The following is a 23631-nucleotide window of genomic DNA, read 5'->3' as shown; positions in this document are numbered from 1 at the left end:
CTTTATAATTATTGATACGTTTGGTATCATTTTATGTCAAATATTGCCTGTAATTTTGAACTTAGAAAACCGCGCTATTTGGCCTTGAGTGCGATGACAGAGCGCGCCAACTCTGACCCGATCACGTTTCGCATTTGGTGTTCGTCAACATCGGCAACAGCAGCACCCGCCAGAAAGGCAACAGGCGCACCCATCCCGGCCGGGCAGTATGGCACCGCCACAGCGTGAATGGTCTGTGAATAATGCGCCTCGCCTGACACACAAATGAACCCGCTTTCTGCCAACTCGCGTCTGGCATCCTGTCGGGCACTCATCATCTGCGCCACTGACTTAGGCTCTATCTGCTCTGACACCACGCTCATCGCAGCATCCGTCAGCCCTGCCAAAAAGGCGCGACCGCTGGAGGACGAAGAAATAGGCATTCGATAGCCAACATCCATCCATTCACGGCCCGTCGCATCCGGTGTCCAGGTTTTACACATCAGCATGTGATCTTCGTCGCGAATGGCAATACCAACCAGAACACCCGTCTTATTTGCCAAAGCCTGCATCACCGGTGTTGCTTCATCGACAAAGCCAAACGATGCCCCGGCAATTTGACCCAAAGCCAATGCGGCGGGGCCAAGGCGGTATTTGTCGTTGCGTTTGCCTTGGGTGAGATAGCCATCGGCGCAAAGCGTTTTTGTAAGGCGGCAAACCGTTGGTTTGGGAATGCCTGTGCGTTCGGAAATCACCTGATTGCCCAGCCCGTCGTCCGAAGGGCGAAAGGCGCGCAACACGGCGAGCCCACGGGCAAGGGTGGAGGAAAATCGCATATCCCGGTCGGTTCCCACCATGCTTACCCCCGGAATCGTGGACTGCGTTTGTTGAGAAAGGCGCTGATGCCTTCGGCGGCCTCATCCCCCCCCAAGGCGCGCGCCATGGCGTTGCGTTCGGCTTGCAATTGCTGTTCCAAGGTGGCCGTTTCAGCAGAGTTCAGCAGCCCCTTGATGGTGGCGATGGCCTCGGCTGGCCCCTGCCCGACTTGCACGGCCAAGCCATGCGCGCGGCTTAGGACATCGGCATCCGGCGCCAGTTCGCTGATCGCGCCCAGCGCGTACATGCGCGCAGCGTCCAGCGGCAGGCCAAGCATCGCCATCCGCGCAACTGTGGCACGTGGCATGGCTTGCATCAGCGTGTAGGTGGCTCCGCCGTCAGGCACCAGACCTGCTTTGACATAGGCCAGCGTGAACTTGGCACTGTCACCCGCAACGATCATGTCGCACGCCATGGCAATCGACAGACCCGCCCCGGCAGCGCCGCCTTCTACGGCAGCAATCACTGGTTTGGGGCAGGATTTCAGCGCACGGATAATGTCGTTCAGCCGCTCGATCTGCGCGCGCCGCGCCTCCTCGCTCATATCGCGACGTTGCTTGAGGCTGTTGAGGTCTCCGCCCGAGCAAAAGAACCCGCCTTCGCCTGCCAGAACAACGGCCACGATGTCGTCTTCACTGCTGGCGCGTTGCAACCCCTGGATCAGGCCCGCGTAGTATTCCGCCGACAACGCATTGCGGCGCGGCGCATTGCAGTTCCAGATGGTCAGAACACCGTTTGTCACCTCATGTCGGAACAGGGCGCTCATGGTGCGGGCTCCTTCGGGCGGACCCGTTTGAACACGCCGGTCGACGTGGCGATCTTGCGTCCGTCAGCATCGCGAACCTCGGCCTCCACAAAGGTGAGACTGCGCCCGCCACCTGATACGCGCCCCGTCGCGCGCACCTGTCCCGCCTGCACAGGCGCGAGGAAGTTGATGTTCAGCGACACAGTGGTGAAGGGGGTGAGGCCGTGCGCGTCGACCGTCATGCTGGCGGTCACCCCGCTGGTGGTATCCAAAAGGGTCGAGATAACCCCGCCATGCAGGACGCCATGGCGATTAAGGTGCACGGGCGTGATATCCAACAGGCAAGACGCTGATGTGTTGGCGGCGTCGACCTCAACCCGGAACCCAATGAGACCGGCGAGCGGGATAGGTTTGCGAATGGGTTCGGTCATGCCTCCCCCGCAGACAAATCGATGAAGCGGGCAAGGTGGTGATCCACATCACCCAGCCAGTGGTCGATCATGGTGATACGTCGGGCAAAATGCGACAGGGCGTATTCATCGGTCATGCCAATGCCGCCATGCATTTGCACCGCCTCTTCCACCACCTGCGCACCGACCCGACCCATCAGGTTCTTGGTGGCACTGACGTGGCGCTCGCGTGTGTCGCGATCAGCCTCCATGTGGCCTGCCAGATTGATCACCGCCGAACGCGCCTGCTCTACCTCAATCAGCACATCCGCCATACGATGCTGCAAGGCCTGAAACTTACCGATTGGAATGCCGAACTGCTTACGTTCCTTGAGGTAGTCGAGCGTCAGCGCTTTGGCCGATTCCATTGCACCCAGCGCCTCGGCGGACAAAGCCAGTGTGCCCCGTGCGACAGCCAGTTCCAGCGCCGCAAAACCGCCGGTCAGGCGCGCATCAGGCGTGACATTATCCAGCACCACAGTCGCGCCCGAAGTGCCATCGTTGTTGACGTGATCGGTGATGGTCACACCAGTCGCATCCGTGCGCACCAGAAACAGGGCAATGCCGTCTTTGTCCCAGTCATCCCCACCTTCGCGCGCCGAGACCACCAGATACGAGGCCTGCGCACCGTTCAGCACATGCACTTTGGCACCGTTCAGCACGCCATTACTGCTGGTTGTGGTGACATAGTTCAGATCATAACGTGCTGCGGCCTCGGAATGAGCGAGCGTCACGACGGCCTCACCGGCGATGATGTTTTCGACAAGGTCGGCGTTCTCAGCAACCAACGATCCCGTCAGCACGGCTGGCAGCACCGGCTCAATCACGCCTGCACGGCCCAGTTCTTCGAACACCACAGAGAGATCAAAGCCCAGCCCGCCAAAGCCGCCTTGGTCCTCGGCGAACAATGCCCCAAGCACACCCAGTTCGGCCAGTCCGGCAAACAGGCCGGCATCATAAGGTTTGCCCGCTGCAATCACTTTGCGGCGGCTTTCGTGGTCGTATTTATCGGATAGAAAACGCCCAAGACTGTCCTGCAGCATCCGGCGTTCTTCGGTCAGATTAAAATCCATGATTGATCCCCCCTCAGAGCCCCATAATGGCTTTGGTTATGATCGTCCGCTGGACCTCGTTCGAGCCCCCAAAGATCGACAGTTTTCGGTTGTTGAAATATCCCGGCGCCGAGGTTGCCGCGTGTTCCGGCCCCATCATTTCGGCGTTGTCGCCGCCTTCCAGATAGTCCGCCTGAAACGGCAGCGCATCGGGCCCGACGGCGCGGCGCAACAGCGATGTGAGTTCCTGACGGATCACCGTGCCTTTGACCTTGAGCATCGAGCTTTCCGCGCCTGGCGCCTGTCCTTTGGCGGCCGCTGAGACCACCCGCAGGTTGGTGGTGGCCATGGCCATCAGGTCAATCTCGACCTGTGCCACACGGGCGGCGAAATGCGGGTTCTGGGCCAACGGTTTGCCGCCCGCGTGCACCTTTGCGGCCACGTCTTTGACGGTCTGTAAGGCGGCATTGGAAAATCCAACACCGGCGATATTTGTGCGTTCGTGGGTCAGCAGATACTTGGCATAGGTCCAGCCCTTGTTTTCCTCGCCCACAAGGTTTTCGGCGGGCACGCGCACATCGTCAAAAAACACCTCGTTCACCTCGGCTCCGCCATCGACGAGCACGATCGGGCGCACCGTGACACCGGGGGTTTTCATGTCGATCAAAAGGAAAGAAATGCCTTCTTGTTTCTTCACATCCGGGTCGGTGCGCACGAGGCAGAAAATCCAGTCGGCATGTTGCCCCAGCGTGGTCCATGTCTTTTGACCGTTTACAACATAGTTGTCACCGTCACGCACCGCACGGGTTTTGACGGCTGCCAGATCGGACCCTGCACCGGGTTCAGAATAGCCCTGACACCACCAGTCTTCACCGCTTAGGATACGCGGCAGAAACCGCTGGCATTGTTCTTCGGACCCAAAGGCCATCAGCACCGGCGCCAGCATCGACAAGCCAAACGGCACAATACGTGGCGCGTGGGCGCGACAGCATTCATCCTCAAAAATCTGGCGTTGTACTGCATCCCATTCCGCTCCGCCGTACTCTTTCGGCCAGTTGGGAGCGAGCCAGCCACGCGCATTCAGCATGGCATGCCAGCTTTCGCTGTCTTGCTTGGTCAGGCGTTTGCCCAACCGTACTTTTTCGGACATTTCACGCGGCAAGGTTTCAGCCAGCCAATCGCGTACTTCGGCGCGAAAGGCTTGTTGCTCGTCTGTGTAATTCAGGTCCATTGCCGCCTCCTAGTAAATCTCGAACAGGCCAGCCGCGCCCATGCCGCCACCGATACACATGGTGACAACGCCCAGCTTGGCGCCGCGACGTTTGCCTTCCAGCAACAAATGTCCGGTCATGCGCGCGCCTGTCATGCCAAACGGGTGTCCGATGGCGATCGAGCCGCCGTTCACGTTGTATTTCTCTGGATCGATGCCCAGACGATCACGGCTATAGAGACACTGGCTGGCGAAGGCTTCGTTCAGTTCCCACAGATCAATGTCATCCACCGTTAGCCCGTGGCGCTCCAACAGACGCGGAACAGCAAAGACCGGGCCGATGCCCATCTCGTCCGGCTCGCAGCCCGCCACAGCAAAGCCTTTGAACGCACCCAGCGGGTTCAGGCCCCGACGTTCGGCGTCTTTGGCGTCCATCACCACAACCGCCGCTGCGCCATCGGACAACTGCGAGGCATTGCCCGCAGTGATGTGGTGGCCGTCGCCGCGCACAGGGTTCAATCCGGCCAGCGCTTCGAGCGTGGTGGTCGGGCGGTTGCATTCGTCTCGGTCCACAGTGACCTCTTGCATCGAGATCTCGCCGGTTTCCTTGTCTTTCACCGCCATGGTTGCCTGCATCGGCACGATTTCATCGTCAAACTTGCCACTGGCCTGCGCGGCGGCAATCAATTGCTGCGAGCGCAGGGCGTATTCGTCCTGATAGGCGCGCTGCATACCATAGCGCTCGGCAACGATGTCGGCGGTTTCGATCATCGACATATAGATTGCGGGCTTATGCTCGAGGATCCAGGGATCCGGCGCGGGGCGCATTTTGGATTGCACCATTGAGATGCTTTCCACACCGCCGGCGACCATCGGCCCGGCACCTTCCTGAGTGATGGCGTTGGCGGCCAGCGCGATGGCCTGCAACCCGGATGAACAGAACCGGTTCACGGTCATGCCCGAGGCGGTTACGGGCAGGCCTGAACGAATGGCGATCTGACGGCCGATGTTGCCACCGGTCTCGCCTTCGGGCAGGCCGCAGCCAATTACGCAATCCTCGATTTCCCCCCCCTCAAGACCCGCGCGCGACACGGCGGCCTGAACCGCATGACCGCCCATGGTCGCGCCATGGGTGACATTGAACGATCCGCGGAAGGATTTCGCCAGCCCGGTGCGGGCGGTGGAGACAATAACAGCTTGTTTCATGGGGGTTTTCCTTTTCAGCGGTTCAAAGAGGCAAAGGTTTTGCCGTCGGCGACCAGTTGTTCGAGCAAAGGTGCAGGTTGCCAGAAATTGGTGTCTTCTTTGGCAAAGGTTTTGATATCGTTCAGAACCTTATCTAACCCCACAGTGTCCGCGTAATGCAGAGGCCCACCACGCCAACGGGGGAACCCATAGCCGTTCAACAGTGTGATATCGACGTCCAGCGGGCGCAGGGCGATGCCTTCACCGACCACTTTGGCAGACTCGTTGATCATCGCGGCCATGTAGCGGTCGATCACTTCGGCGTCGCTGATCGCGCGCGGCGTGATGCCTTTGTCGGCACGTTCCCTGGCGATGATCTCAAGAACCTCGTCGTCGGGCAACTCACCTTTGGCCTTGTCGTGGATATAGAAGCCGCGCCCGGTCTTGCGGCCAAAGCGGCCCAATTCACAAATGCGGTCGGCAAACTCGGCGTATTGCTCGTTTGGATCGCGGCTGTCGGCCTTGCGCTTGCGATTGGCCCAGCCAATGTCCAGACCGGCCAGATCCGCCACCCGGAACAGGCCCATCGCCAGTCCGAAATCCTGCATCGCGCGGTCCACGTCATAGGGGCTGGCGCCCGCCAAAACCGCGCCGTTGATCGCCTTGGCATAGGCGTTCAGGATGCGATTGCCGATAAAGCCATCGCACACGCCTGAGCGCACGGCGATCTTTTTCATGGTCTTGGCCAGAGCGAAGCCGGATGCTACAACGTCGTCAGACGTCTTGTCGCCAACCACAACTTCCAACAGGCGCATCACATGGGCCGGTGAAAAGAAGTGCAACCCAATCACATCTTCGGGCCGGTTGGTCATGGCGGCGATTTCGTCGACATTCAGATATGATGTGTTCGATGCCAGAATGGCGCCGGGTTTGCAGATTACGTCCAATTGGCCAAAAACGTCCTTTTTGACTTCCATGCTTTCAAACACCGCCTCGATCACCAGATCGGCGTCGGCAAAGTCGTTGTAATCAGTGGTGGTGCGGAATTTGCCGCCCATGATCGCATCATAAGCATCTTGCTTCAGCTTGCCGCGCTTCACCGCCCCTGCCAGATGGCTTTGCACGGTGGCCGCGGCGCGCTCTGCCGCCTCGGCTTCACGTTCGGCCAGCGTCACGTCCAGGCCTGCCAGCAAGGCCGAAGTGGCAATCCCTGCCCCCATGGTGCCGCCGCCCACCACACCCATTTTGGCAATATTGCGCGGGGTGCCGGTTTTCAATTCGGGCACTTTGGCGACTTCGCGGTCGGCAAAAAACGCATGGATCATCGCGCCGCTTTGCGGGCTGGCGAACAGTTCCATGATCAACTCGCGTTCGCGTTGGCGGCCCTCTGTGAAGGGCATGGTCATCCCGGCCTCTATGGCCTTCATGCAGTTCAGTGGGGCAATCAGGCCACGGGCCTTTTTGGCGACCATGCTGCGCATCGTCTCAAATTCTTCGGCAGTCACGCGATTTGGCTCTTCAGCACTTAGCGGACGCACACCTTTGCCCTCAGACACCAGACGTCTGGCCATCGCGATCCCTGCGGCGCGAATGTCATCCCCTTCGGCAATCTCATCAATGAGCCCCAGAGCCAGCGCTTCTTTGGCGCCGATCATGCCGCCACCGGTGATCATCTCGACCGCTTTGGCAATTGGCACCACCCGCGGCAATCGTTGTGTACCGCCAGCACCCGGCAGGATACCAAGGTGCACTTCGGGCAGACCAAAGCGGCCCGATGCAAGCGCGATCCGGTAATGCGCGCCCAAAGCGGTCTCTAATCCACCGCCCAGCGCCGTGCCATGCAAGGCCGCTACGGTAGGGGTTGAGACCAGTTCAAATTCGTCGATCACCTCGGGCAATCCAGGCGGCATCGGCGGCTTGCCAAATTCGCGAATGTCGGCCCCGGCAATAAACGTCCGCCCGGCACCATAGACCACAATAGCCTTCACATCCGGGTCTGCATCTGCAGCGCGGGCCGCTTCGATCAAACCCTGCCGCACGGCCTGACTAAGGGCATTTACGGGTGGGTTGTTGATTTCAATGACGGCAATACCGTCTTCCACGGTCATCTGAACGGGCGAGCTCATAGCTTTCCTCCAAGCAAGAAACGCATTTCTTCCAGCGACGGGATTCGCCATTGGACTTGAAAAAATTTTACTATGTGAAATTCTTTTAACGCAAACGACTTTGCAAATGACGGTGCGTCAGAGGTGGTCGCGGATGGTGCCCGCCTTGGGTGACAGGCTGGCATCAATGTCACGCATCTCCAACGACAGAGCCACCGGACGATGCGCCATCACAGGGGCCAAAAAGGCGCGGGCCGTCTCAAATATCTCGGTGGATGCGGCCTCTTTCACATCCTGTGCGCGCCCTTCGCGCAAGCGGATCGAGATATCCACAAAGCCATGTTTGAGGTTGCCATCGGCAATGGCATAGTGATCCGCCCGAAACGCGCGCACACGGATACCAGCCGTTGGAAACGTATCAATCTTTGCCGCCGTCGCCCGGATAGCTTCGCATAACTGGGCCACATCCACCTCGGGCTCAAGGTTGGCAGAATACTCGACAATAAAGTGCGGCATGGACTGACCTTTCGGAAAAACTACTTAATATATTAAGTTTTACAGCCCGACCCTGTCAAAGCAAACTTTGCACCCGAGCCTTGACCTCTTTGCTAGCGGCTTCCTTCACCGGGCCATACCCACGAATGTCCATGGGCGCCGAGAGAATGTCTGCAAAGACAGACAGATCGCCCCCACCTTTGCGGGTTGTCACATCGGTTATCAGCTGTTCATACCATGTAATTACCGCCCGTTCCTCACGCCGCTCAGCAGAATACCCAAACGGATCAAACGGGGTTCCTCTCACCGCCCTCATCGCCGAAAGGCCACGCATCACAGGCGTCATCCACGCTCCAAACTGACGTTTTTTCGGCCGTCCCCGAGCATCTTTTCCAGTTGAGAAAATTGGCGGAGCCATGTGGTATTTTACTTTGAAATCACCTGAAAAGATTTCGGCCAGGGTCTCATGAAACCCGGTTCCGGTCTGCAATCTCGCAACCTCATACTCATCCTTGTAGGCCATCAGTTTGAACAAGGATCGGGCGGCGATCATACCCAATTCGTCCCCCAAAGCAGCCTGCACTTTCATCACCGACCCACGATAGCGCGCGGCATAAGCGTCGTTCTGATAGGCCGTCAAAAACGTCACTCTGTCATTGACAACCGATTGAAACGTTTCCGCTTCTTCGCCTTCCTCTTTCACAAGCGCACCAGCATCTTGCGCCAACACCCGTCCCAGATCAAAGGCCAGCGCGTTCTTTTCAACAGCCACGCCATTGAGCAGAATCGCCTGTTTCAAAGCACTTTCGCTGACCGGAACCAACCCCTTTTGCCATGTGAACCCCAACATCAGAACATTGGCGAACACCGCGTCCCCCATCAGGTTTTCGGCCACTTCGTTGGCGTCAAATCCGCTGACATTTTCGGGACCCACTGCGCCCCGGATCACTTGCTCCCGGGCATCCACACGCAAATTAGCGTCGCGATGCAAAACCAGATCGCCTGTCGGCATTTCCGCCCGGTTCAAAACCACCTGAGAGCCTTCTCGGTAGTGTATCGATGCCCGTGGGGACGACGACACCACGATATCGCACCCGATGACGGCATCCGCTGCCCCCTGATCGATACGCACCTGATGAAGATCGTTCGGGGTTTGTGCCAGCCGAATGTAACTCAGCACTGTGCCAAACTTCTGCGCAAATCCGGTAAAGTCCAACACCGACGCACCGCGCCCCTCAATATGTGCCGCCATTGTGATCAGCGCCCCGACTGTCACCACGCCCGTGCCCCCCACACCAGTCACCAAAAGATCAAACGGTTTTGTCAGCGTTGGCAGCATGGGCTGCGCCACCCCCGCAACCAGTGATGCAACATCCAGATCCGCACCATCTTTCTTGCGTCGTTCAGCCCCTTCAACGGTGACAAAGCTCGGGCAAAACCCGTTCAGACAGGAAAAATCCTTGTTGCAGTTTGACAGGTTGATTTTGCGTTTGGTGCCGAATTTGGTTTCCAACGGCTCGACGCTCAGGCAGTTGCTCTCCACCGAACAATCCCCACACCCTTCGCACACCAACGGGTTGATCACCGCGAATTTCTTGGGATCAATCAGCGTTCCCCGCTTGCGGCGGCGGCGCTTTTCGGTGGCACAGGTTTGTTCGTAGATCAGCACGGACACACCTTTTACCTCGCGCAATTCGCGCTGCACTGCATCCAGTTCCTCTCGGGGGCGGAACATGGTGCCTGCCGGAAAATCGCCGTGCGAAAACTTGGATATGTCGTCCGAGACCAACACAATCTGGTCAACACCTTCGGCGCGACACGTCTGGGCAATGCCATGTACCGACACCGGCCCGTCCACGGGCTGCCCTCCGGTCATCGCCACGGCGTCATTGTAGAGTATTTTGTAGGTGATATTCGTGCCTGCGGCCACGGCCTGCCGGATCGCCAGACTGCCCGAATGATACCATGTGCCTTCGCCCAGATTTTGAAAGATGTGCTTGTTTCCATTGAACTTTGACGATGCGACCCATGGCACACCTTCACCACCCATCTGTGCATATCCAACTGTGTCTCGGTCCATCCAGCTGGCCATCACATGACAGCCAATACCGCTCGCTGCCTTGGACCCTTCCGGCACTTTGGTGGATGTGTTGTGCGGACAGCCGGAACAAAAGTATGGCGTCCGGTTGGCGCCCTCAACTTTGAGCAAAACCGGCGGTGTGTTGGTTAAAGATTTCGCTGTCTGCAACAGATTTTCGCCGGGGAAAAACCGATCCAGCCGCTCAGCCACTATTGGCACCAACTGCAGTGGGCTCAACTCTCCGGTCCAAGGGATCAGCGGATCGCCAACCGCACGATGTTTGCCGACCATCTTTTCCGGTTTATCACCCGGCCAATCATAGAAGTATTCCTTGAACTGGCTTTCGATAATGCCGCGTTTTTCTTCGACAACCAGCACCTCTTCCTTGCCTCGCACAAAGGCCAGCGCATCCCGGCGTGCCAGGGGCCAGACCATGCCGACCTTGTAAATATCAATGCCCAGCTTTCGGCATTTTGCCTCATCCAGCCCCAGCAATCGCAAAGCCTCCATCAGGTCCAGATGCCCCTTGCCGGTCGTTACAATCCCAAACGACGCATTTGGCAAATCATAGATGCGCCGGTCAATCGGGTTGGCTTCGACAAAGGCTTCCACCGCACGCAGTTTATGACCAATTCGGGTTTCAATCTCGGGGGATGGCAAATCGGCGCTGCGCACGTGCAGCCCCCCTTGCGGTCCGGTGAAATCAGGCTGTTCGAAAACGCGATCCGCGCATAGCTCAACCGACTGGCCGCTCTCTACGGTCTCGGAGATGGCCTTGAACCCAACCCAGGTGCCGGAAAACCGCGACAACGCAAATCCATATTCGCCAAACGCCTGATACTCTGCCACCGACGCCGGGTTCAGCGTTGGCATGAACCACGACATAAAGGCCACGTCCGACTGATGCGGCATCGATGACGACACACATCCGTGGTCATCCCCGGCCACCACCAAAACGCCACCCTTTGGGGCCGATCCATAAGCATTGCCGTGCTTCAGCGCATCGCCAGAACGATCCACGCCGGGGCCCTTGCCGTACCACATGGAAAACACTCCCTCGACCTCGCAATGCGGATCAAGGCTGGCCTGCTGCGCGCCCAAAACGGCTGTCGCACCCAGGTCTTCGTTGACGGCTGGCATGAACGTGATGCGGTCTTGCGCGACCTGCGTGCGTGCGCGCCACAGTTCCAGATCAAGCGCACCCAACGGCGACCCGCGATACCCCGAGATGAATCCGGCCGTGTTGCGCCCCGCGTCCCGATCGCGCCGCGCCTGATCCAGCATGATCCGCACCAAAGCCTGCGTCCCGGTCAGAAACACCCGCCCCTCGCTTAGGGCATAGCGGTCGTCCAGCTGATAGGTCTTAAGCTTTGGGCTGAGGTCAGTCATGAGGTCTCTCCTGTTTGCGCCCTGACAGAATACCTCACCCCGCCTGAACAGGTTGACCGAATTTCATTGCCTGAGCATCACATTTTGACTATTTTACCCAAATTAAATGAACTTGTGACAATCTGAACCATGCAACTCAACAATCGTGACAGACGCATTCTGGCGCTCTTGCAACAGGATTGCCGGATATCAAACGCAGATCTGGCGCAAAAAGTTGGCATGTCTGCCTCGGCCTGCTGGCGACGGGTGCGCGCCTTTGAAGAGGCTGGCATCATCGCGCGCTATGGTGCAGTGCTCAACCCCGACAAGGTGGGGCTCGAATTTGAAGCGATCGTACTGGTACAACTCACCCGCCACGATCCCGACAACCTCGCGGAGCTGGTTCGCGTGATTGAAATGCGCCCCGAAGTGCTGGAATGTTTCGCCACCACCGGGCAGGCCGACTACCACATGCACGTGCTGTTTGCGGACATCGCCACCTACAATGACTTCCTTGAAAACGTGCTGTTCCGCCTGCCCGCCGTGGCCAGCGCGCAAACCAACGTGGTGCTGCGCAAAATCAAACGGGCGGCTGTGATCTCACCATAAGAACAGGGGGCCGAAACCCCCTTTTCATTATTTCAAAAATGCTCTGGGGTCCGGGGGCAGCGCCCCCGGCCTTGTTCAGGCAAATGAGATATGCTTGCTAAATGGCATCTCACGAATACGCTGGCCTGTGGCCGCAAAGATCGCATTAGCCAGCGCAGGTGCCGCAGGTGGCACAGGAGGCTCGCCAATCCCGCGAATGCGGTTGCCGTTTTCCAGCCCTTTTACAAAGATCTCAGGGCACTGGTTCAGGCGCATTCCCTCAAAGCTGTCGAAATTTGACTGCTCTGCCATGCCATCCGCATAGGTGATTTCGCAATTGATCGCGTGGCCCAGACCAAACACAACCCCGCCCTGCACCAGATTTTCAAAGTTGACCGGATCAACCACGGTGCCGACGTCTGCGGCCACCCAGACCTTATCAATACGAATGCCATCGGGTGTATTGGTGACCTCAACCACCTCTGCGGTTGGCACCCCAAAGCTTTCGACATAAGCCACGCCGCGCCCGCTGTTCGGAGCCAGTTGGCCACCCCAGGACGACATCTCGGCCACGGCCTCCAGCACCTTGCGGCTGACGTCATGATCCATCAGCCGAATGCGTTCCTGCATTGGATCGGCCCCGGCTGCGTGGATCAATTCATCCAGCGCGCAGTCAAAGAAAAATCCATTGGCCGACGCCCCGACCGAGCGCCACGACGACACCGGCGCCAGTTCCGGCGCGCGGTAGGCGCGCATCCGGAAATTCGCAATCCCATAAGGATTATTCCATGACCCGGCCGAAATCTGGCTGTCGGGGCCCGGCACCGAAATATTTGCGCGTCCCATTTGCGAGCCAATCACCGACGGCATCGTAACCTGTAAGTCCAGCGCCTCAACCTGCCCGTTTTTCACTGTGCCAGCGGCGCGCGCGATGCCCGGATGACGCGGAAAGTCATGCGCAAAATCTTCTTCGCGGGAATAGGTCAGCTTAACCGGCGTGCCCCGCATCTGATTAGCAATCTCAGTTGCCTGCCGGACATGTTCAAATTCCAGCCGATGGCCAAAACTGCCGCCCATATACTGGTTTTGGAAATCAATCTGATCCTGATCATGCCCGGTGATCGCCGCCACCATTTGTTGCAGCATGCGCGGCAGCTGATGACCCGTCCAGACCGTCACACCGCCGTCCTCTACCAGAACCGTGGCATTCAACGGCTCGAGCGGCGCGTGTGCCACATAGGGCGCGCGGTATTCGGTTGTGATCGCTTTGCCCGTAGCCAATGCCGCGTCCACATCTCCGTCGTCACGCCATTTGCTGTCCAGCTGGTCGTCATTAAAGGAGGCTTCCAGCGCCGCCCAATGCCCGTCCTGCTCTGCCGGATAGGGCGCCTCGCCCCAGTCAAAATCAATAGCATCCACAGCCTGAAACGCGCGCCATGTATTGTCGGCAATCACCGCCACACCATTGGTGACTTCGACCACTTTTTGCACACCGCGCATGGATTTGGCGGTGGTCGCATCATAGCTGTTCAATACCCCACCCTGACGCGGGTTCACTTTCACGGCTGCATGCACAGCGCCTTCGGTCTCAATATCGATGCCATAAGCCTGCGTCCCGGTGGATTTTGCCAGCATGTCCAACCGCTGCATTGGCTTGCCAATCAGACGCCACTGGCTGGGATCGCGCAGTTTTACATCTGTGACCGGGTCCAGCCCTGCTGCAATCGGGGCCAATTCCTGATAGCTGAGCTTAGTACCATCCGGCAGGATCACATGCCCCGCCTCGGTTTTGAGTGCAGTCGTGTTGATGCCCGACTTTTGCGCCGCCGCAGCCTTCAAGGTTTCGCGCGCCACGGCTCCCGCCTCGCGCAGTTTCACGAAACTGTCCGGGATCGCCGTCGACCCTCCGGTACCCTGCATCCCCATCAATTTCATCACGCCACCCATGACGCTTCGCATGCTTTCCGCGGCGAACCCCTGATTGGTGGACATGAACGGCACGCCCTCAGAGGCCATAGCGGTGTTCCAATAGGCCTTGTCCGGTTTGCCAAAGCTCACCTCGAACTGGCCAAACTCAAGGTCCAACTCTTCGGCAATCAAGGCCGCCTGACTATGCGCCACGCCCTGCCCCTTGTCGCCATGTGGTCCGATAAGCGTAATGGTGTCGCCGTCGATCACCACCCATGGGTTGAACGTCGCGGCACCTGCGGCCAGATCTTCTTCCAGCGGGTTCGCATAAGGGGTTTTCACCTTGTAGACGCCAAAGGCCACGCCGCCCACAACAGCAGCAGAACCGATCAGAAATGTGCGGCGGGCAATTTTTCCAACTTTGCTCATGATCACACTCCCTGTGTCTTGGTGACGGCCAGCTTTACGGCGGCCCGGATACGCGGATAGGTGCCACAGCGACACAGGTTGCCTGACATGGCCTCGTCAATCTCATCGTCTGTAGGGGTCGGATTTTCTGCCAACAAGGACGCCGCCTGCATGACCTGCCCCGACTGGCAGTATCCACATTGCGCCACTTGGGTTTCGACCCACGCCTCTTGCACAGCATGCAGCGCATCCGGTGTGCCCAGCCCGTTGATGGTGGTCACAGGGCCGTCCACATCCGACACGAAAGTCTGGCACGACCGTACCGCCTCGCCGTTGATATGCACGGTGCAGGCCCCACAAGCGGCGATACCACAACCGTATTTCACGCCCTTGATGTTCAGCTCATCCCGCAACACCCACAAAAGCGGCATGTCCTCTTCAACATCCACGTCATGTTTTTTCCCGTCTACAACCAGTTGCACTCGCATTCTCCCGTTGAACGATTTGCCATGTTCCTTTCAAGATTAGCAGTCTCGACGGAAATTCAACTTGCAGATCGCGCCAAAATTCATTCTGATGACGCCAAGTCACTTGGAGAGACTGGCAAGAGGCCCTTCCAGCACGCATTCTTGGCCCAATCTTCACCGCCGAAAGGCCCCCTTTCATGACACTTCGCCCCCTCTATCCTGTGGCCCAAAAAACCGCCCAGCTCTGCCAGGTTCTCGAAATTTCACCCGAGCGTGTCATGCGCCGTGCAGGCCTGCCGCCGGACTACTTTGAAAACGAAGGCAAGGGCAGCACAGCTGAGCAGTTCTTTGCCCTGTTTGAGGCTGTCAAAGACGAAGCCAAACGGGACGATATCGCGTTGTTTGTAGGCAAAATGATGGCCCACGGCCCCTTTGTGCCGGCAATTTTTGCATTTTCATGTAGCCAGAACATTGAGATCGGCCTTGCGCGGCTGGCCTTGTTCAAACCTTTGCTGGCACCCTTGCGGCTGGACGTAAAGCGCACCGATCACCGGGTATCGTTGACCTTTTTGTCGGTTGATCCGGCGATACCGCTGCCGCAAAGCATGGTGATGTTCGAACTGGTCTACTTCATCGAATGTTGCCGCATGTTCACCGGCGAGCATCTCGTGCCTTTGGCCATTGATCTACCCAAGGGGATGACCCCGACCGAGGATGAAGTCGCGTTCTACGGCATAGCCCCTCAGACGGCCGCGCTGCCTGCCATTCACCTTTCGGTTCAGGATGCCACCCGCCCGCTGATCTCGGAAAATGCCGAAATGCTGGATGATGTTCTGACCGATCTGAACCGCCAGCTTCTCAAGAAATCGGCAGACAATGCCGTGGCCACGCGGGTGCGCAGCGCTTTGATCGAGATGCTGCCCTCGGGCCAGTCTTCGGTGGACGCGGCCTGTCAACGGCTGGCGATGTCCAAACGCAGCCTGCAGCGCAAGCTGCGCAGCGAAAACACATCCTATCAGGCGGTGCTGGACTCCGTTCGCTCGGAACTGTCGCTGCATTATCTCAAACAGAACGACATGACTGTCGAAGAAATCTCATATCTGCTCGCCTATCAGGACCCCAACTCGTTTTACCGCGCCTTTCAGGGCTGGACCGGCATGACACCGATGCAGGCCCGAAGCACTCCGATGCACTAACTGCATTCGCTAAACGCGCTTGGCAGGTCATCTGGCGCAATCCGCAATTGAACCATCCGATGCAACTCTCATGTATCGGCTGCGCGCCAAGACACAGGACATAAACTGATGAAAATCGACACCAAATCCCCCGTCATGATCACCGGTGCCACAGGTTATGTTGCCGGCTGGATCGTCAAAGGCTTGCTGGATGCGGGCCTCACCGTGCATGCCCCGGTGCGCGACCCGGACAATTCTGAGAAACTGCAGCATTTGACCAACCTTGCCGCCAATTCCGCCGGTGAAATCAAGTTCTTCAAGGCAGACCTTCTCGACGAAGGGTCTTATGATGAGGCCATGCAGGGGTGTGCAGTCGTGTTTCACACCGCTTCCCCCTTCACAATCAACGTGAAAGATGCCCAAAAAGAGCTGATAGACCCGGCGGTCAACGGCACCCGAAACGTGCTGACACAAGCCCGCAAAACCGACAGCGTCAAACGCATTGTCCTGACCAGCTCTTGTGCGGCGATCTACACCGATGCCAGTGATTGCGCCAAGGCGCCCAACGGCACCCTCACCGAAGACATCTGGAACACCACCTCATCGCTGGACTATCAGCCCTATTCATATTCGAAAACACTGGCTGAAAAAGAAGCCTGGAAGATTGCAGACGCCCAATCACAGTAGAATCTTGTGGTGATCAACCCATCTTTGGTGCTGGGGCCTGCGCTCAATGCGGCGCCCACATCCGAAACCTTCCGTATTGTGAAGCAGATCGGTGATGGCACGATGAAAGCAGGTGCCCCGCGCGCAGGTGTTGGTGCCGTCGACGTGCGCGATCTTGCGGATGCTCATGTCGCCGCCGCTTTTACGCCGGACGCCAAGGGTCGCAACATTGTCTCAGGCCACAACACCGACTTGCTCGAGCTGGGCCTTGCCTTGCAGGACAAATACGGCGCCGACTATCCTCTGCCCAAACGGGCTTTGCCCAAATGGCTGGTCTGGCTGGTTGGACCTTTCTCAGGCATCTCGCGCACATTTGTGGCCCGCAACGTCAACGTGGTCTGGAAGGCGGACAATGCCAAAGGTCGGCGCGAATTGGGCGTAACCTATCGCACCTTGCAGGACACCATGGAAGACATGTTCGCCCAGATGATTGACGATGGTACTTTCAGGAAACCCTGACCGGTCTTCATTATTTCAATAATGCTCCGGGGGTGAGCGTCGCCTTTGCCCCCGCAAAGACGACCTAAGGGGCAGCGCCCCTCTTGCGACCCCGCAATTTGCAACCTTCCTGTGACAAGAAGCCTTGCACCCCCTTGACCTTCCAATTACTGGAACCCTTATCTAGGGAACCAAAGATCACCGGAGTGCGTCATGTCGGCCATTAGCCTGCGTTTTGAAATCGACGGAATGAACTGTGCGGGATGCGCGGGCCGGGCCGAGCGGGCCCTTCTGGCCATGCCCGGACAATCGTCCGCATCGGTCAATCTGGCCTCGGAAACCGGTCTAGTCACTTTGGATGGGGCTGTTAGCTCTGACATCCGCGACACCTTGCAGACCGCGGGGTATCCCGCACGCGAAGACGTGGTGACATTGGATGTCGCCAATATGAACTGCGCATCCTGCAGTGCGCGTGTTGAAAAGGCGTTGATGGCGGTGCCCGGTGTTCTGGAGGCGTCTGTCAATCTGGCCTCGGAAACCGCCCAGATCACCGTGCTGCGCGGCGCGACGGCCCCCGCTGACCTCGCTCGCATTGTCACGGATGCCGGGTATAGCGCCACACCGCGCCAGTCTGGCGATCACGCCGATCCTGCCCGAAGCGACACAACCAAGCTGACCTCCGCGCGCAATGCGACGTTGCTGGCGGCCCTTTTGACCCTGCCGGTTTTCATCCTTGAAATGGGCGGGCATCTGTTTCCGGCGTTCCACCATTGGATCGCCCGCAGCATCGGCCTCCAGACCAGCTGGACAATCCAGTTCCTGCTGACCAGCCTTGTGCTGATCGGCCCCGGACGCGGCTTTTTCACCAAGGGCCTGCCGCTTTTGGCAAAGCGCACACCGGATATGAATTCCCTTGTGGCGCTCGGCGCAGCTGCGGCCTGGGGCTATTCCACCGTGTCTCTGTTTTTCCCCCAAATTCTGCCACCCGGCGCGCAGAACGTCTATTTTGAGGCCGCCGCAGTCATTGTCACGCTGATCCTCATGGGCCGCTGGATGGAAGCGCGCGCCAAAGGCCGCACCGGAGCCGCCCTGCGCAAACTGGTGGGTTTGCAGGCCAAATCCGCCCGCGTGCTCCGCGACGGAGACCTTGTCGAACTGCCTCTTGAACAGATCATCGTCGGAGATGAATTGCACCTGCGCCCCGGCGAAAAAATCGCCGTAGATGGCACCGTGATAGCGGGCATGTCCTATATCGACGAAAGCATGATCACCGGCGAACCGGTGCCTGTCGCCAAAGCCGAAGGCGCAGCGGTTGTCGCGGGCACTCTGAATGGTCAGGGGGTTCTGACCTATCGCGCCACCAGTGTCGGCAGCGACACGGTGCTGGCGCGCATCATTGCTATGGTCGAACAGGCCCAGGGCGCAAAACTGCCCGTGCAGGCGCTGGCGGACCGCGTGGTGCTAATCTTTGTGCCTGTGGTGATCCTGATTGCGCTTTTGGCCATCGCCGGCTGGCTGGTCTTTGGGCCTGATCCCCGATTGGCGCATGCCTTGGTTGCCGGCGTTTCCGTTCTGATCATCGCCTGCCCCTGCGCCATGGGGCTGGCCACACCGACCTCGATCATGGTGGGCACCGGACGGGCGGCCGAAATCGGGGTCTTATTCCGCAAAGGCGAAGCCTTGCAGCGCTTGGATGAAACCCGCGTCGTGGCCTTTGACAAAACCGGCACGCTGACTTTGGGCAAACCCAAAATGGCGGCTTTTGAAACCCGCGACGGGTTTGAGCCGGATGCCTTGCTGCGTCTGGCAGCGGCAGTCGAAAGCCAGTCTGAGCACCCGATTGCCCGCGCCATCGAAGACGCGGCCCACGACCGGGATTTGACCCTGCCTGCGGTCAGTGATTTTGCCGCCAGCAGCGGGTTTGGCGTGCGGGCACAAGTTGAAAAGCAGGCAATTGCGATAGGTGCGGATCGGTTCATGGCGCAGCAAGGCGTCGATGTGACCTCTCTTGCGCAACGCGCCACCATTCTGGCCAGCAAAGGGCAAACACCGTTCTACATCGCCGTCGACGGTGTGGCGGCAGGCTTTGTCACGGTGGCAGATCCGATCAAACCCGGCGCGCGGGCTGCCGTGCAACATTTGCGCCAATCCGGGCTGACTGTGGCCATGATCACCGGCGACAATGCAGCCACCGCCAACGCCATCGCCACCGAGCTGGGCATTGACCAAGTGGCCGCCGAAATCCTCCCCGAAGGCAAAGCAGACACCATCAAGTCCTTGCGGGCCGACCTTGGGCCGGTCGCCTTTGTCGGTGACGGTATCAATGATGCTCCGGCGCTGGCCTTGGCGGACACAGGCATTGCCATTGGCACCGGCACAGACATTGCCATTGAAAGCGCCGATGTGGTGCTGGCGTCTGGCGACCCGCTGGGAGTGGTGCATGCGCTTGATGTGTCCCGGCGAACCATGCGCAATATCCGTCAGAACCTGTTTTGGGCCTTTGCCTATAACATTGCCCTGATCCCTGTCGCCGCCGGACTGTTTTACCCCATCTTAGGGTGGCAACTGTCGCCGATGCTGGGGGCTGGTGCCATGGCGCTGTCCTCGGTCTTTGTGCTGAGCAATGCCCTGCGCCTGCGCCACATCCCTGCCACCACACCGGGAGCTTCCTCATGAATATCGGTGAGATTTCTGAAAAATGCGGCCTGCCCGCCAAAACCATTCGCTATTACGAAGATATCGGCCTGGTCACGCCAAACCGGTCTGACAACGGCTATCGCCACTTTAACGCCAATGATCTGCACAAGCTGACCTTCCTATGCCGCGCCCGCACATTGGGGTTTTCCATCGAAGACTGCCGCATTCTGATGGCCCTGTACGAAGATGAAACCCGCGCCAGCTCGGACGTTAAATCGGTGGCCAAACAACATCTTACCCGGATCGACGAAAAGATCGCACAGCTGCAATCGATGCGCGACACGCTATCTCATCTGGTCTCGGAATGTGCCGGCGACAATCGCCCGGACTGTCCGATCCTGAACGATCTGGCCGCTGTCAAAGGCTGATCAGCCCTCTTCCTGCAAATTGTGGCTGTCCTCGGCGCTAAGGTCGAGCCCGTAAGCCATCTTCATCTGCTCGATAAACTGCAGCGTGTCGTCGCCAAAAGGCTGACGGCCCTCAAAGTTGTGCAGAACGATGCCTTCAATCAAATCCCCAAGTCCAATGTCGTGCTTTTCAGCAACCGCCTTCAGCACTTTGAGGATGCGCTTTTCGATACGCACGCCGGTCTGAACACGTTCAACAGTCTTTCCCACGGTCGCCACAGGTTTCTCCTTTACATTTCAATAGGTACCATGGTACCAGATTACCTTTGCAACTTCAAGGGGCACCCAAATGACAAACCCGCACCCCCCTCCCGCACATCCCCCTGGGATGTCGAGCAACATGCAGGGTGTTCTTTGGGCTATGCTGGCAACCGGTTTGTTCGCGACCGTTGCCGCGATGGCCAAAATTGCCGTGGCCGAATACCACGTCCTTCAAATCCTGTTTTTCCGCCAGATCATGGTGTTCTTGTCGTCGCTGCCATCGCTCGCCCGGTCTTTTCCCGAAAGCTTGCGAACACAGCATCCCGGCCTTCACGCATTACGCCTGATCGGCGCTTTCGTCGCGCTCTCAACTGGTATCTGGGCGGTGTCAGTGCTGCCCCTGACAACCGCAATTACGCTGGCTTTTGTGCAGGTGTTTTTTGTGGCACTTCTCGCTGCCCGCTTTCTGAAAGAACCTGTTGGAATAAGCCGAATTTGCGCAATATTGGTCGGATTTCTGGGAGTGCTTGTTATCTTGCGGCCCAATGCTCAGGGGTTTGCCGATCCCAATGCCATGATCCCTGTTGCCGGAGCTCTTGGTGCTGCATTGGCCGTTACATCTGCGCGCCGGCTGTCCCAAACGGACTCCACAGCGACATTACTGGTCTATCAATCGATATTTGTTGGTCTGCTGGCTGGCGTGCCCGTTTTCTGGCTTTGGAAACCCCCCGATATGGCCGGGTTCTTACTGTTGGTGACAATGGGAGCACTGGCAACAACAGGTCAGTGGGTCGGAGTCAAAGCTTTGCGGTTGGCAGAGGCCAGCGTCATCGGCAACATCCAGTACACCCAACTAATTTACACGGCCATTTTGGGGTATGTTCTGTTTGATGAAATTCCAGATGTTTACACGATTTTCGGCGCACTGTTCATCGTAAGCTCTGCGCTCTTCATTCTGCATCGCGACAGGAAGAACAAACGCTCAGAATAGGGAATCACACCGCTCCTCCAGACACGAGGCAATCACCGCACTTCTGATGCGGTCCGTTCGCAGGCCCAATCGTTACCGCTATCATTGGTCACCACGTCACGTTTATCGCTAACATACCGCGATAGGGGACGTTTGAGACTTTCCCATAGGAAACAAGCCTCCTATACCGCAGTCAAATTCAGGACTAAAGGAAATGACATGACCGTCACTGTTGGGATCAACGGATTTGGCCGGATTGGCCGCTGCACCCTAAGACACATTGCTGAAACTGCCCGCGATGATGTGAAAGTGGTCAAGCTGAATGCCACCGGCCCCGTGGAAACCGCGGTCCATCTGTTTCGCTATGACACGGTGCATGGCCGTTTTAAGAACGACGTCAAAATCGGTGACGGAACGATTGACCTCGGTCAGGGCGAGATTGAAATGTTTTCAACCTATAACGCCGAGGAACTGGACTGGTCTGGCGTGGACATTCTCATGGAATGCACAGGCAAGTTCAACGACGGTAAAAAAGCAAAAATCCACCTTGAGCGGGGCGCGAAAAAAGTTCTTCTTTCCGCACCGGGAACCAATGTCGACAAAACCATCGTTTTTGGTGTGAATGACGAGATGCTGGAAGCCTCTGACACCATGATTTCGAACGGCTCCTGCACCACCAACTGCCTCGCACCGGTGGCCAAGGTTCTGCACAACACGGTTGGCATTGAATCCGGCAACATGACCACGATCCACGCCTACACGGGCGATCAGTCAACCGTCGACCGCCGCCACAAGGACCTCTATCGCGCCCGTGCCGCAGCCATGTCGATGATCCCAACTTCGACCGGTGCGGCCAAAGCTTTGGGGGAAGTTTTGCCAGCCCTCAAAGGCAAGCTGGACGGCTCTGCCATGCGTGTTCCAACCGCCAACGTCTCAGCGGTCGATCTAACCTTTACCGCATGTCGCGATGTCACAGAGGCCGAAGTCAACGCAGCAATGGCCGAAGCGGCAGCTGGCCCGATGAAGGGCGTTCTGGGATACAACGAAGAACCACTGGTTTCGATCGACTTCAACCACTCTGAAGAAAGCGCCATCTTTGCTGCCGACCAGACCAAAGTCACCGGCAAACGTCTGGTGCGAGTGCTGGCATGGTACGATAATGAGTGGGGCTTCTCCTGCCGGATGGCGGATGTTGCGGCCCAAATGGGTCGCCTGTAATCCATCAATTTACGTGACGCAAAATGTTGCGCCTCCGGACGCTCTCAGGCATATCTGATGCCACAAGCTTCTGGAGGCGCATTTCATGACCAACCCGATCGCCGTATTCTTGACTCTGCTTATTTTAGCAGGACTGGGCTATGATCTGATCTGGATGGATGGTCAGGCGACCCTGGTGTTATCCCGCAAATTCTTTGATTTGATCGAATGGGTCGCCTTCTGGCGCTGACCGAATTAGTCCATTCGCATGCGCACAGTCACAGTGCCAGAGACCGCCGTTTGCCAGTTCAGATAGACCTGGTCATTGTTTGCCCCTTGCTCGGTGGTAACATAAGGCGACGTAAACTGCGTCACATTGCCAGCGTTCTTGACCTTACCCTTCATCACAACGGATTCAATAGTGCGTGTCTGACCGCCGAATGGCAGCCTGTCATCGCTGTCCACCGTCCATGTCTGAGCCGCCGTATTTTGCGTGTGCGTGACAACCAGCGGGTTGAAACACGGGGTATCAACCGCGTGAAACGTATTGCCCTCGAACAAGATGTTTTTGCCTTTTGACATGTCCAGACTGGCATGGCTCGTATCCACGCTGTCCACCCGATCAATGCTTGTGCTTTGGATCGAGCGGAACTTGTTTCCGGTCACCGTCATTCCTCCGATGAAATGCCCGCTCCCGTGAGGCTTGATCACCAGATAGGCAAACCACGGTGCCACGTTTCCGGACAAAAACACATTGTCCGTGATACTAAGCGCAGAGAATGAATATCCACTGGTAAAGTCTGGCTCCGGTGAGCCTCCCCATCTGAATGGGTCCACCGTTAAGGTTAGGAAACGGAGGACTAAGAATGGCAAACAAGCGACTGAAGCCGGAAGAGATTGTCTCA

22 protein-coding genes are annotated in these 23631 nt (G+C 57.9%); 9 read left to right on the top strand and 13 right to left on the bottom strand.

The features are described from left to right. Positions 1-74: 74 nt before the first annotated feature. The 9 genes from BUC32_RS07705 to BUC32_RS07665 form a co-directional block, all read right to left on the bottom strand. Positions 75-836: an IclR family transcriptional regulator gene (locus BUC32_RS07705; RefSeq protein WP_073251312.1), complete on the bottom strand. Its 762-nt coding sequence runs from the start codon at positions 834-836 to the stop codon at positions 75-77. 2 nt (positions 837-838) lie between these two features. Then, positions 839-1621: an oxepin-CoA hydrolase, alternative type gene (locus BUC32_RS07700; RefSeq protein WP_073251310.1), complete on the bottom strand. Its 783-nt coding sequence runs from the start codon at positions 1619-1621 to the stop codon at positions 839-841. Continuing rightward, complete coding sequence (locus BUC32_RS07695) at positions 1618-2031, bottom strand: PaaI family thioesterase (protein WP_073251308.1); 414 nt, start codon at positions 2029-2031, stop codon at positions 1618-1620. Before BUC32_RS07695 ends, BUC32_RS07700 begins: the two co-directional genes overlap by 4 nt. Beyond that, positions 2028-3122, bottom strand: a complete 1095-nt coding sequence (locus BUC32_RS07690) for an acyl-CoA dehydrogenase family protein (protein WP_073251306.1) — start codon at positions 3120-3122, stop codon at positions 2028-2030. Before BUC32_RS07690 ends, BUC32_RS07695 begins: the two co-directional genes overlap by 4 nt. A gap of 13 nt (positions 3123-3135) precedes the next feature. Beyond that, positions 3136-4332, bottom strand: coding sequence for an acyl-CoA dehydrogenase family protein (locus BUC32_RS07685; protein WP_073251304.1), 1197 nt, complete (start codon positions 4330-4332; stop codon positions 3136-3138). 9 nt (positions 4333-4341) lie between these two features. Next, entirely contained in the window at positions 4342-5517 is a 1176-nt protein-coding gene (locus BUC32_RS07680) for an acetyl-CoA C-acyltransferase (RefSeq protein ID WP_073251303.1), read from the bottom strand. Between the two features lie 14 nt (positions 5518-5531). Then, positions 5532-7622, bottom strand: coding sequence for a 3-hydroxyacyl-CoA dehydrogenase NAD-binding domain-containing protein (locus BUC32_RS07675; protein ID WP_073251301.1), 2091 nt, complete (start codon positions 7620-7622; stop codon positions 5532-5534). 117 nt (positions 7623-7739) lie between these two features. Beyond that, positions 7740-8117 (bottom strand): 5-carboxymethyl-2-hydroxymuconate Delta-isomerase, encoded by a 378-nt coding sequence (locus tag BUC32_RS07670; protein ID WP_073251298.1) that lies wholly within the window; start codon positions 8115-8117, stop codon positions 7740-7742. 55 nt (positions 8118-8172) lie between these two features. Continuing rightward, the gene (locus tag BUC32_RS07665; RefSeq protein WP_073251296.1) at positions 8173-11565 is read right to left on the bottom strand and encodes an indolepyruvate ferredoxin oxidoreductase family protein; all 3393 of its coding nucleotides are present in this window, start codon (positions 11563-11565) and stop codon (positions 8173-8175) included. Positions 11566-11694: 129 nt separating this feature from the next. Between BUC32_RS07665 and BUC32_RS07660 the strand changes: the two genes are divergently transcribed. Further along, on the top strand, positions 11695-12153 hold the full coding sequence (locus BUC32_RS07660) for an Lrp/AsnC family transcriptional regulator (protein WP_073251295.1): 459 nt from the start codon (positions 11695-11697) through the stop codon (positions 12151-12153). Positions 12154-12228: 75 nt separating this feature from the next. Here BUC32_RS07660 and BUC32_RS07655 read toward each other — a convergent pair whose 3' ends face one another. Further along, positions 12229-14469: a xanthine dehydrogenase family protein molybdopterin-binding subunit gene (locus BUC32_RS07655; RefSeq protein WP_073251293.1), complete on the bottom strand. Its 2241-nt coding sequence runs from the start codon at positions 14467-14469 to the stop codon at positions 12229-12231. A gap of 2 nt (positions 14470-14471) precedes the next feature. Continuing rightward, positions 14472-14936, bottom strand: a complete 465-nt coding sequence (locus BUC32_RS07650) for a (2Fe-2S)-binding protein (RefSeq protein ID WP_175556914.1) — start codon at positions 14934-14936, stop codon at positions 14472-14474. Positions 14937-15112: 176 nt separating this feature from the next. Between BUC32_RS07650 and BUC32_RS07645 the strand changes: the two genes are divergently transcribed. From BUC32_RS07645 to cueR, 5 genes are all read left to right on the top strand, one after another. Further along, a complete protein-coding gene (locus BUC32_RS07645; protein WP_073251291.1) occupies positions 15113-16111 on the top strand; it encodes an AraC family transcriptional regulator in 999 nt (332 codons plus the stop codon). A gap of 108 nt (positions 16112-16219) precedes the next feature. Further along, entirely contained in the window at positions 16220-16777 is a 558-nt protein-coding gene (locus BUC32_RS20795) for an NAD-dependent epimerase/dehydratase family protein (RefSeq protein ID WP_220387626.1), read from the top strand. 9 nt (positions 16778-16786) lie between these two features. Next, positions 16787-17275, top strand: coding sequence for a Rossmann-fold NAD(P)-binding domain-containing protein (locus BUC32_RS20790; protein WP_220387625.1), 489 nt, complete (start codon positions 16787-16789; stop codon positions 17273-17275). A gap of 192 nt (positions 17276-17467) precedes the next feature. Further along, positions 17468-19930: a heavy metal translocating P-type ATPase gene (locus BUC32_RS07635; RefSeq protein ID WP_073251288.1), complete on the top strand. Its 2463-nt coding sequence runs from the start codon at positions 17468-17470 to the stop codon at positions 19928-19930. After that, entirely contained in the window at positions 19927-20319 is a 393-nt protein-coding gene (gene cueR / locus BUC32_RS07630) for a Cu(I)-responsive transcriptional regulator (RefSeq protein ID WP_073251286.1), read from the top strand. Before BUC32_RS07635 ends, cueR begins: the two co-directional genes overlap by 4 nt. Here cueR and BUC32_RS07625 read toward each other — a convergent pair whose 3' ends face one another. Next, on the bottom strand, positions 20320-20577 hold the full coding sequence (locus BUC32_RS07625; protein ID WP_245815150.1) for a hypothetical protein: 258 nt from the start codon (positions 20575-20577) through the stop codon (positions 20320-20322). A gap of 121 nt (positions 20578-20698) precedes the next feature. Here BUC32_RS07625 and BUC32_RS07620 point away from each other — a divergent pair, with 121 nt between their 5' ends. The 3 genes from BUC32_RS07620 (at position 20699) to BUC32_RS20645 (ending at position 22976) form a co-directional block, all read left to right on the top strand. Next, a complete protein-coding gene (locus tag BUC32_RS07620) occupies positions 20699-21550 on the top strand; it encodes a DMT family transporter (RefSeq protein ID WP_220387624.1) in 852 nt (283 codons plus the stop codon). Between the two features lie 198 nt (positions 21551-21748). Next, positions 21749-22747: a type I glyceraldehyde-3-phosphate dehydrogenase gene (gene gap, locus BUC32_RS07615; RefSeq protein WP_073251282.1), complete on the top strand. Its 999-nt coding sequence runs from the start codon at positions 21749-21751 to the stop codon at positions 22745-22747. An 85-nt stretch (positions 22748-22832) separates the two neighbouring features. Next, a complete protein-coding gene (locus tag BUC32_RS20645) occupies positions 22833-22976 on the top strand; it encodes a hypothetical protein (RefSeq protein WP_175556913.1) in 144 nt (47 codons plus the stop codon). Positions 22977-22981: 5 nt separating this feature from the next. Here the strand turns inward: BUC32_RS20645 and BUC32_RS07610 are convergent, their stop codons facing one another. Continuing rightward, positions 22982-23461: a hypothetical protein gene (locus BUC32_RS07610; protein WP_139280678.1), complete on the bottom strand. Its 480-nt coding sequence runs from the start codon at positions 23459-23461 to the stop codon at positions 22982-22984. Positions 23462-23631: the final 170 nt, after the last annotated feature.

It is taken from the genome of Shimia gijangensis, assembly GCF_900142085.1.
In the GTDB taxonomy this organism is placed as follows: domain Bacteria; phylum Pseudomonadota; class Alphaproteobacteria; order Rhodobacterales; family Rhodobacteraceae; genus Shimia; species Shimia gijangensis.
This window is presented reverse-complemented; position numbering and strand designations above follow the sequence as displayed.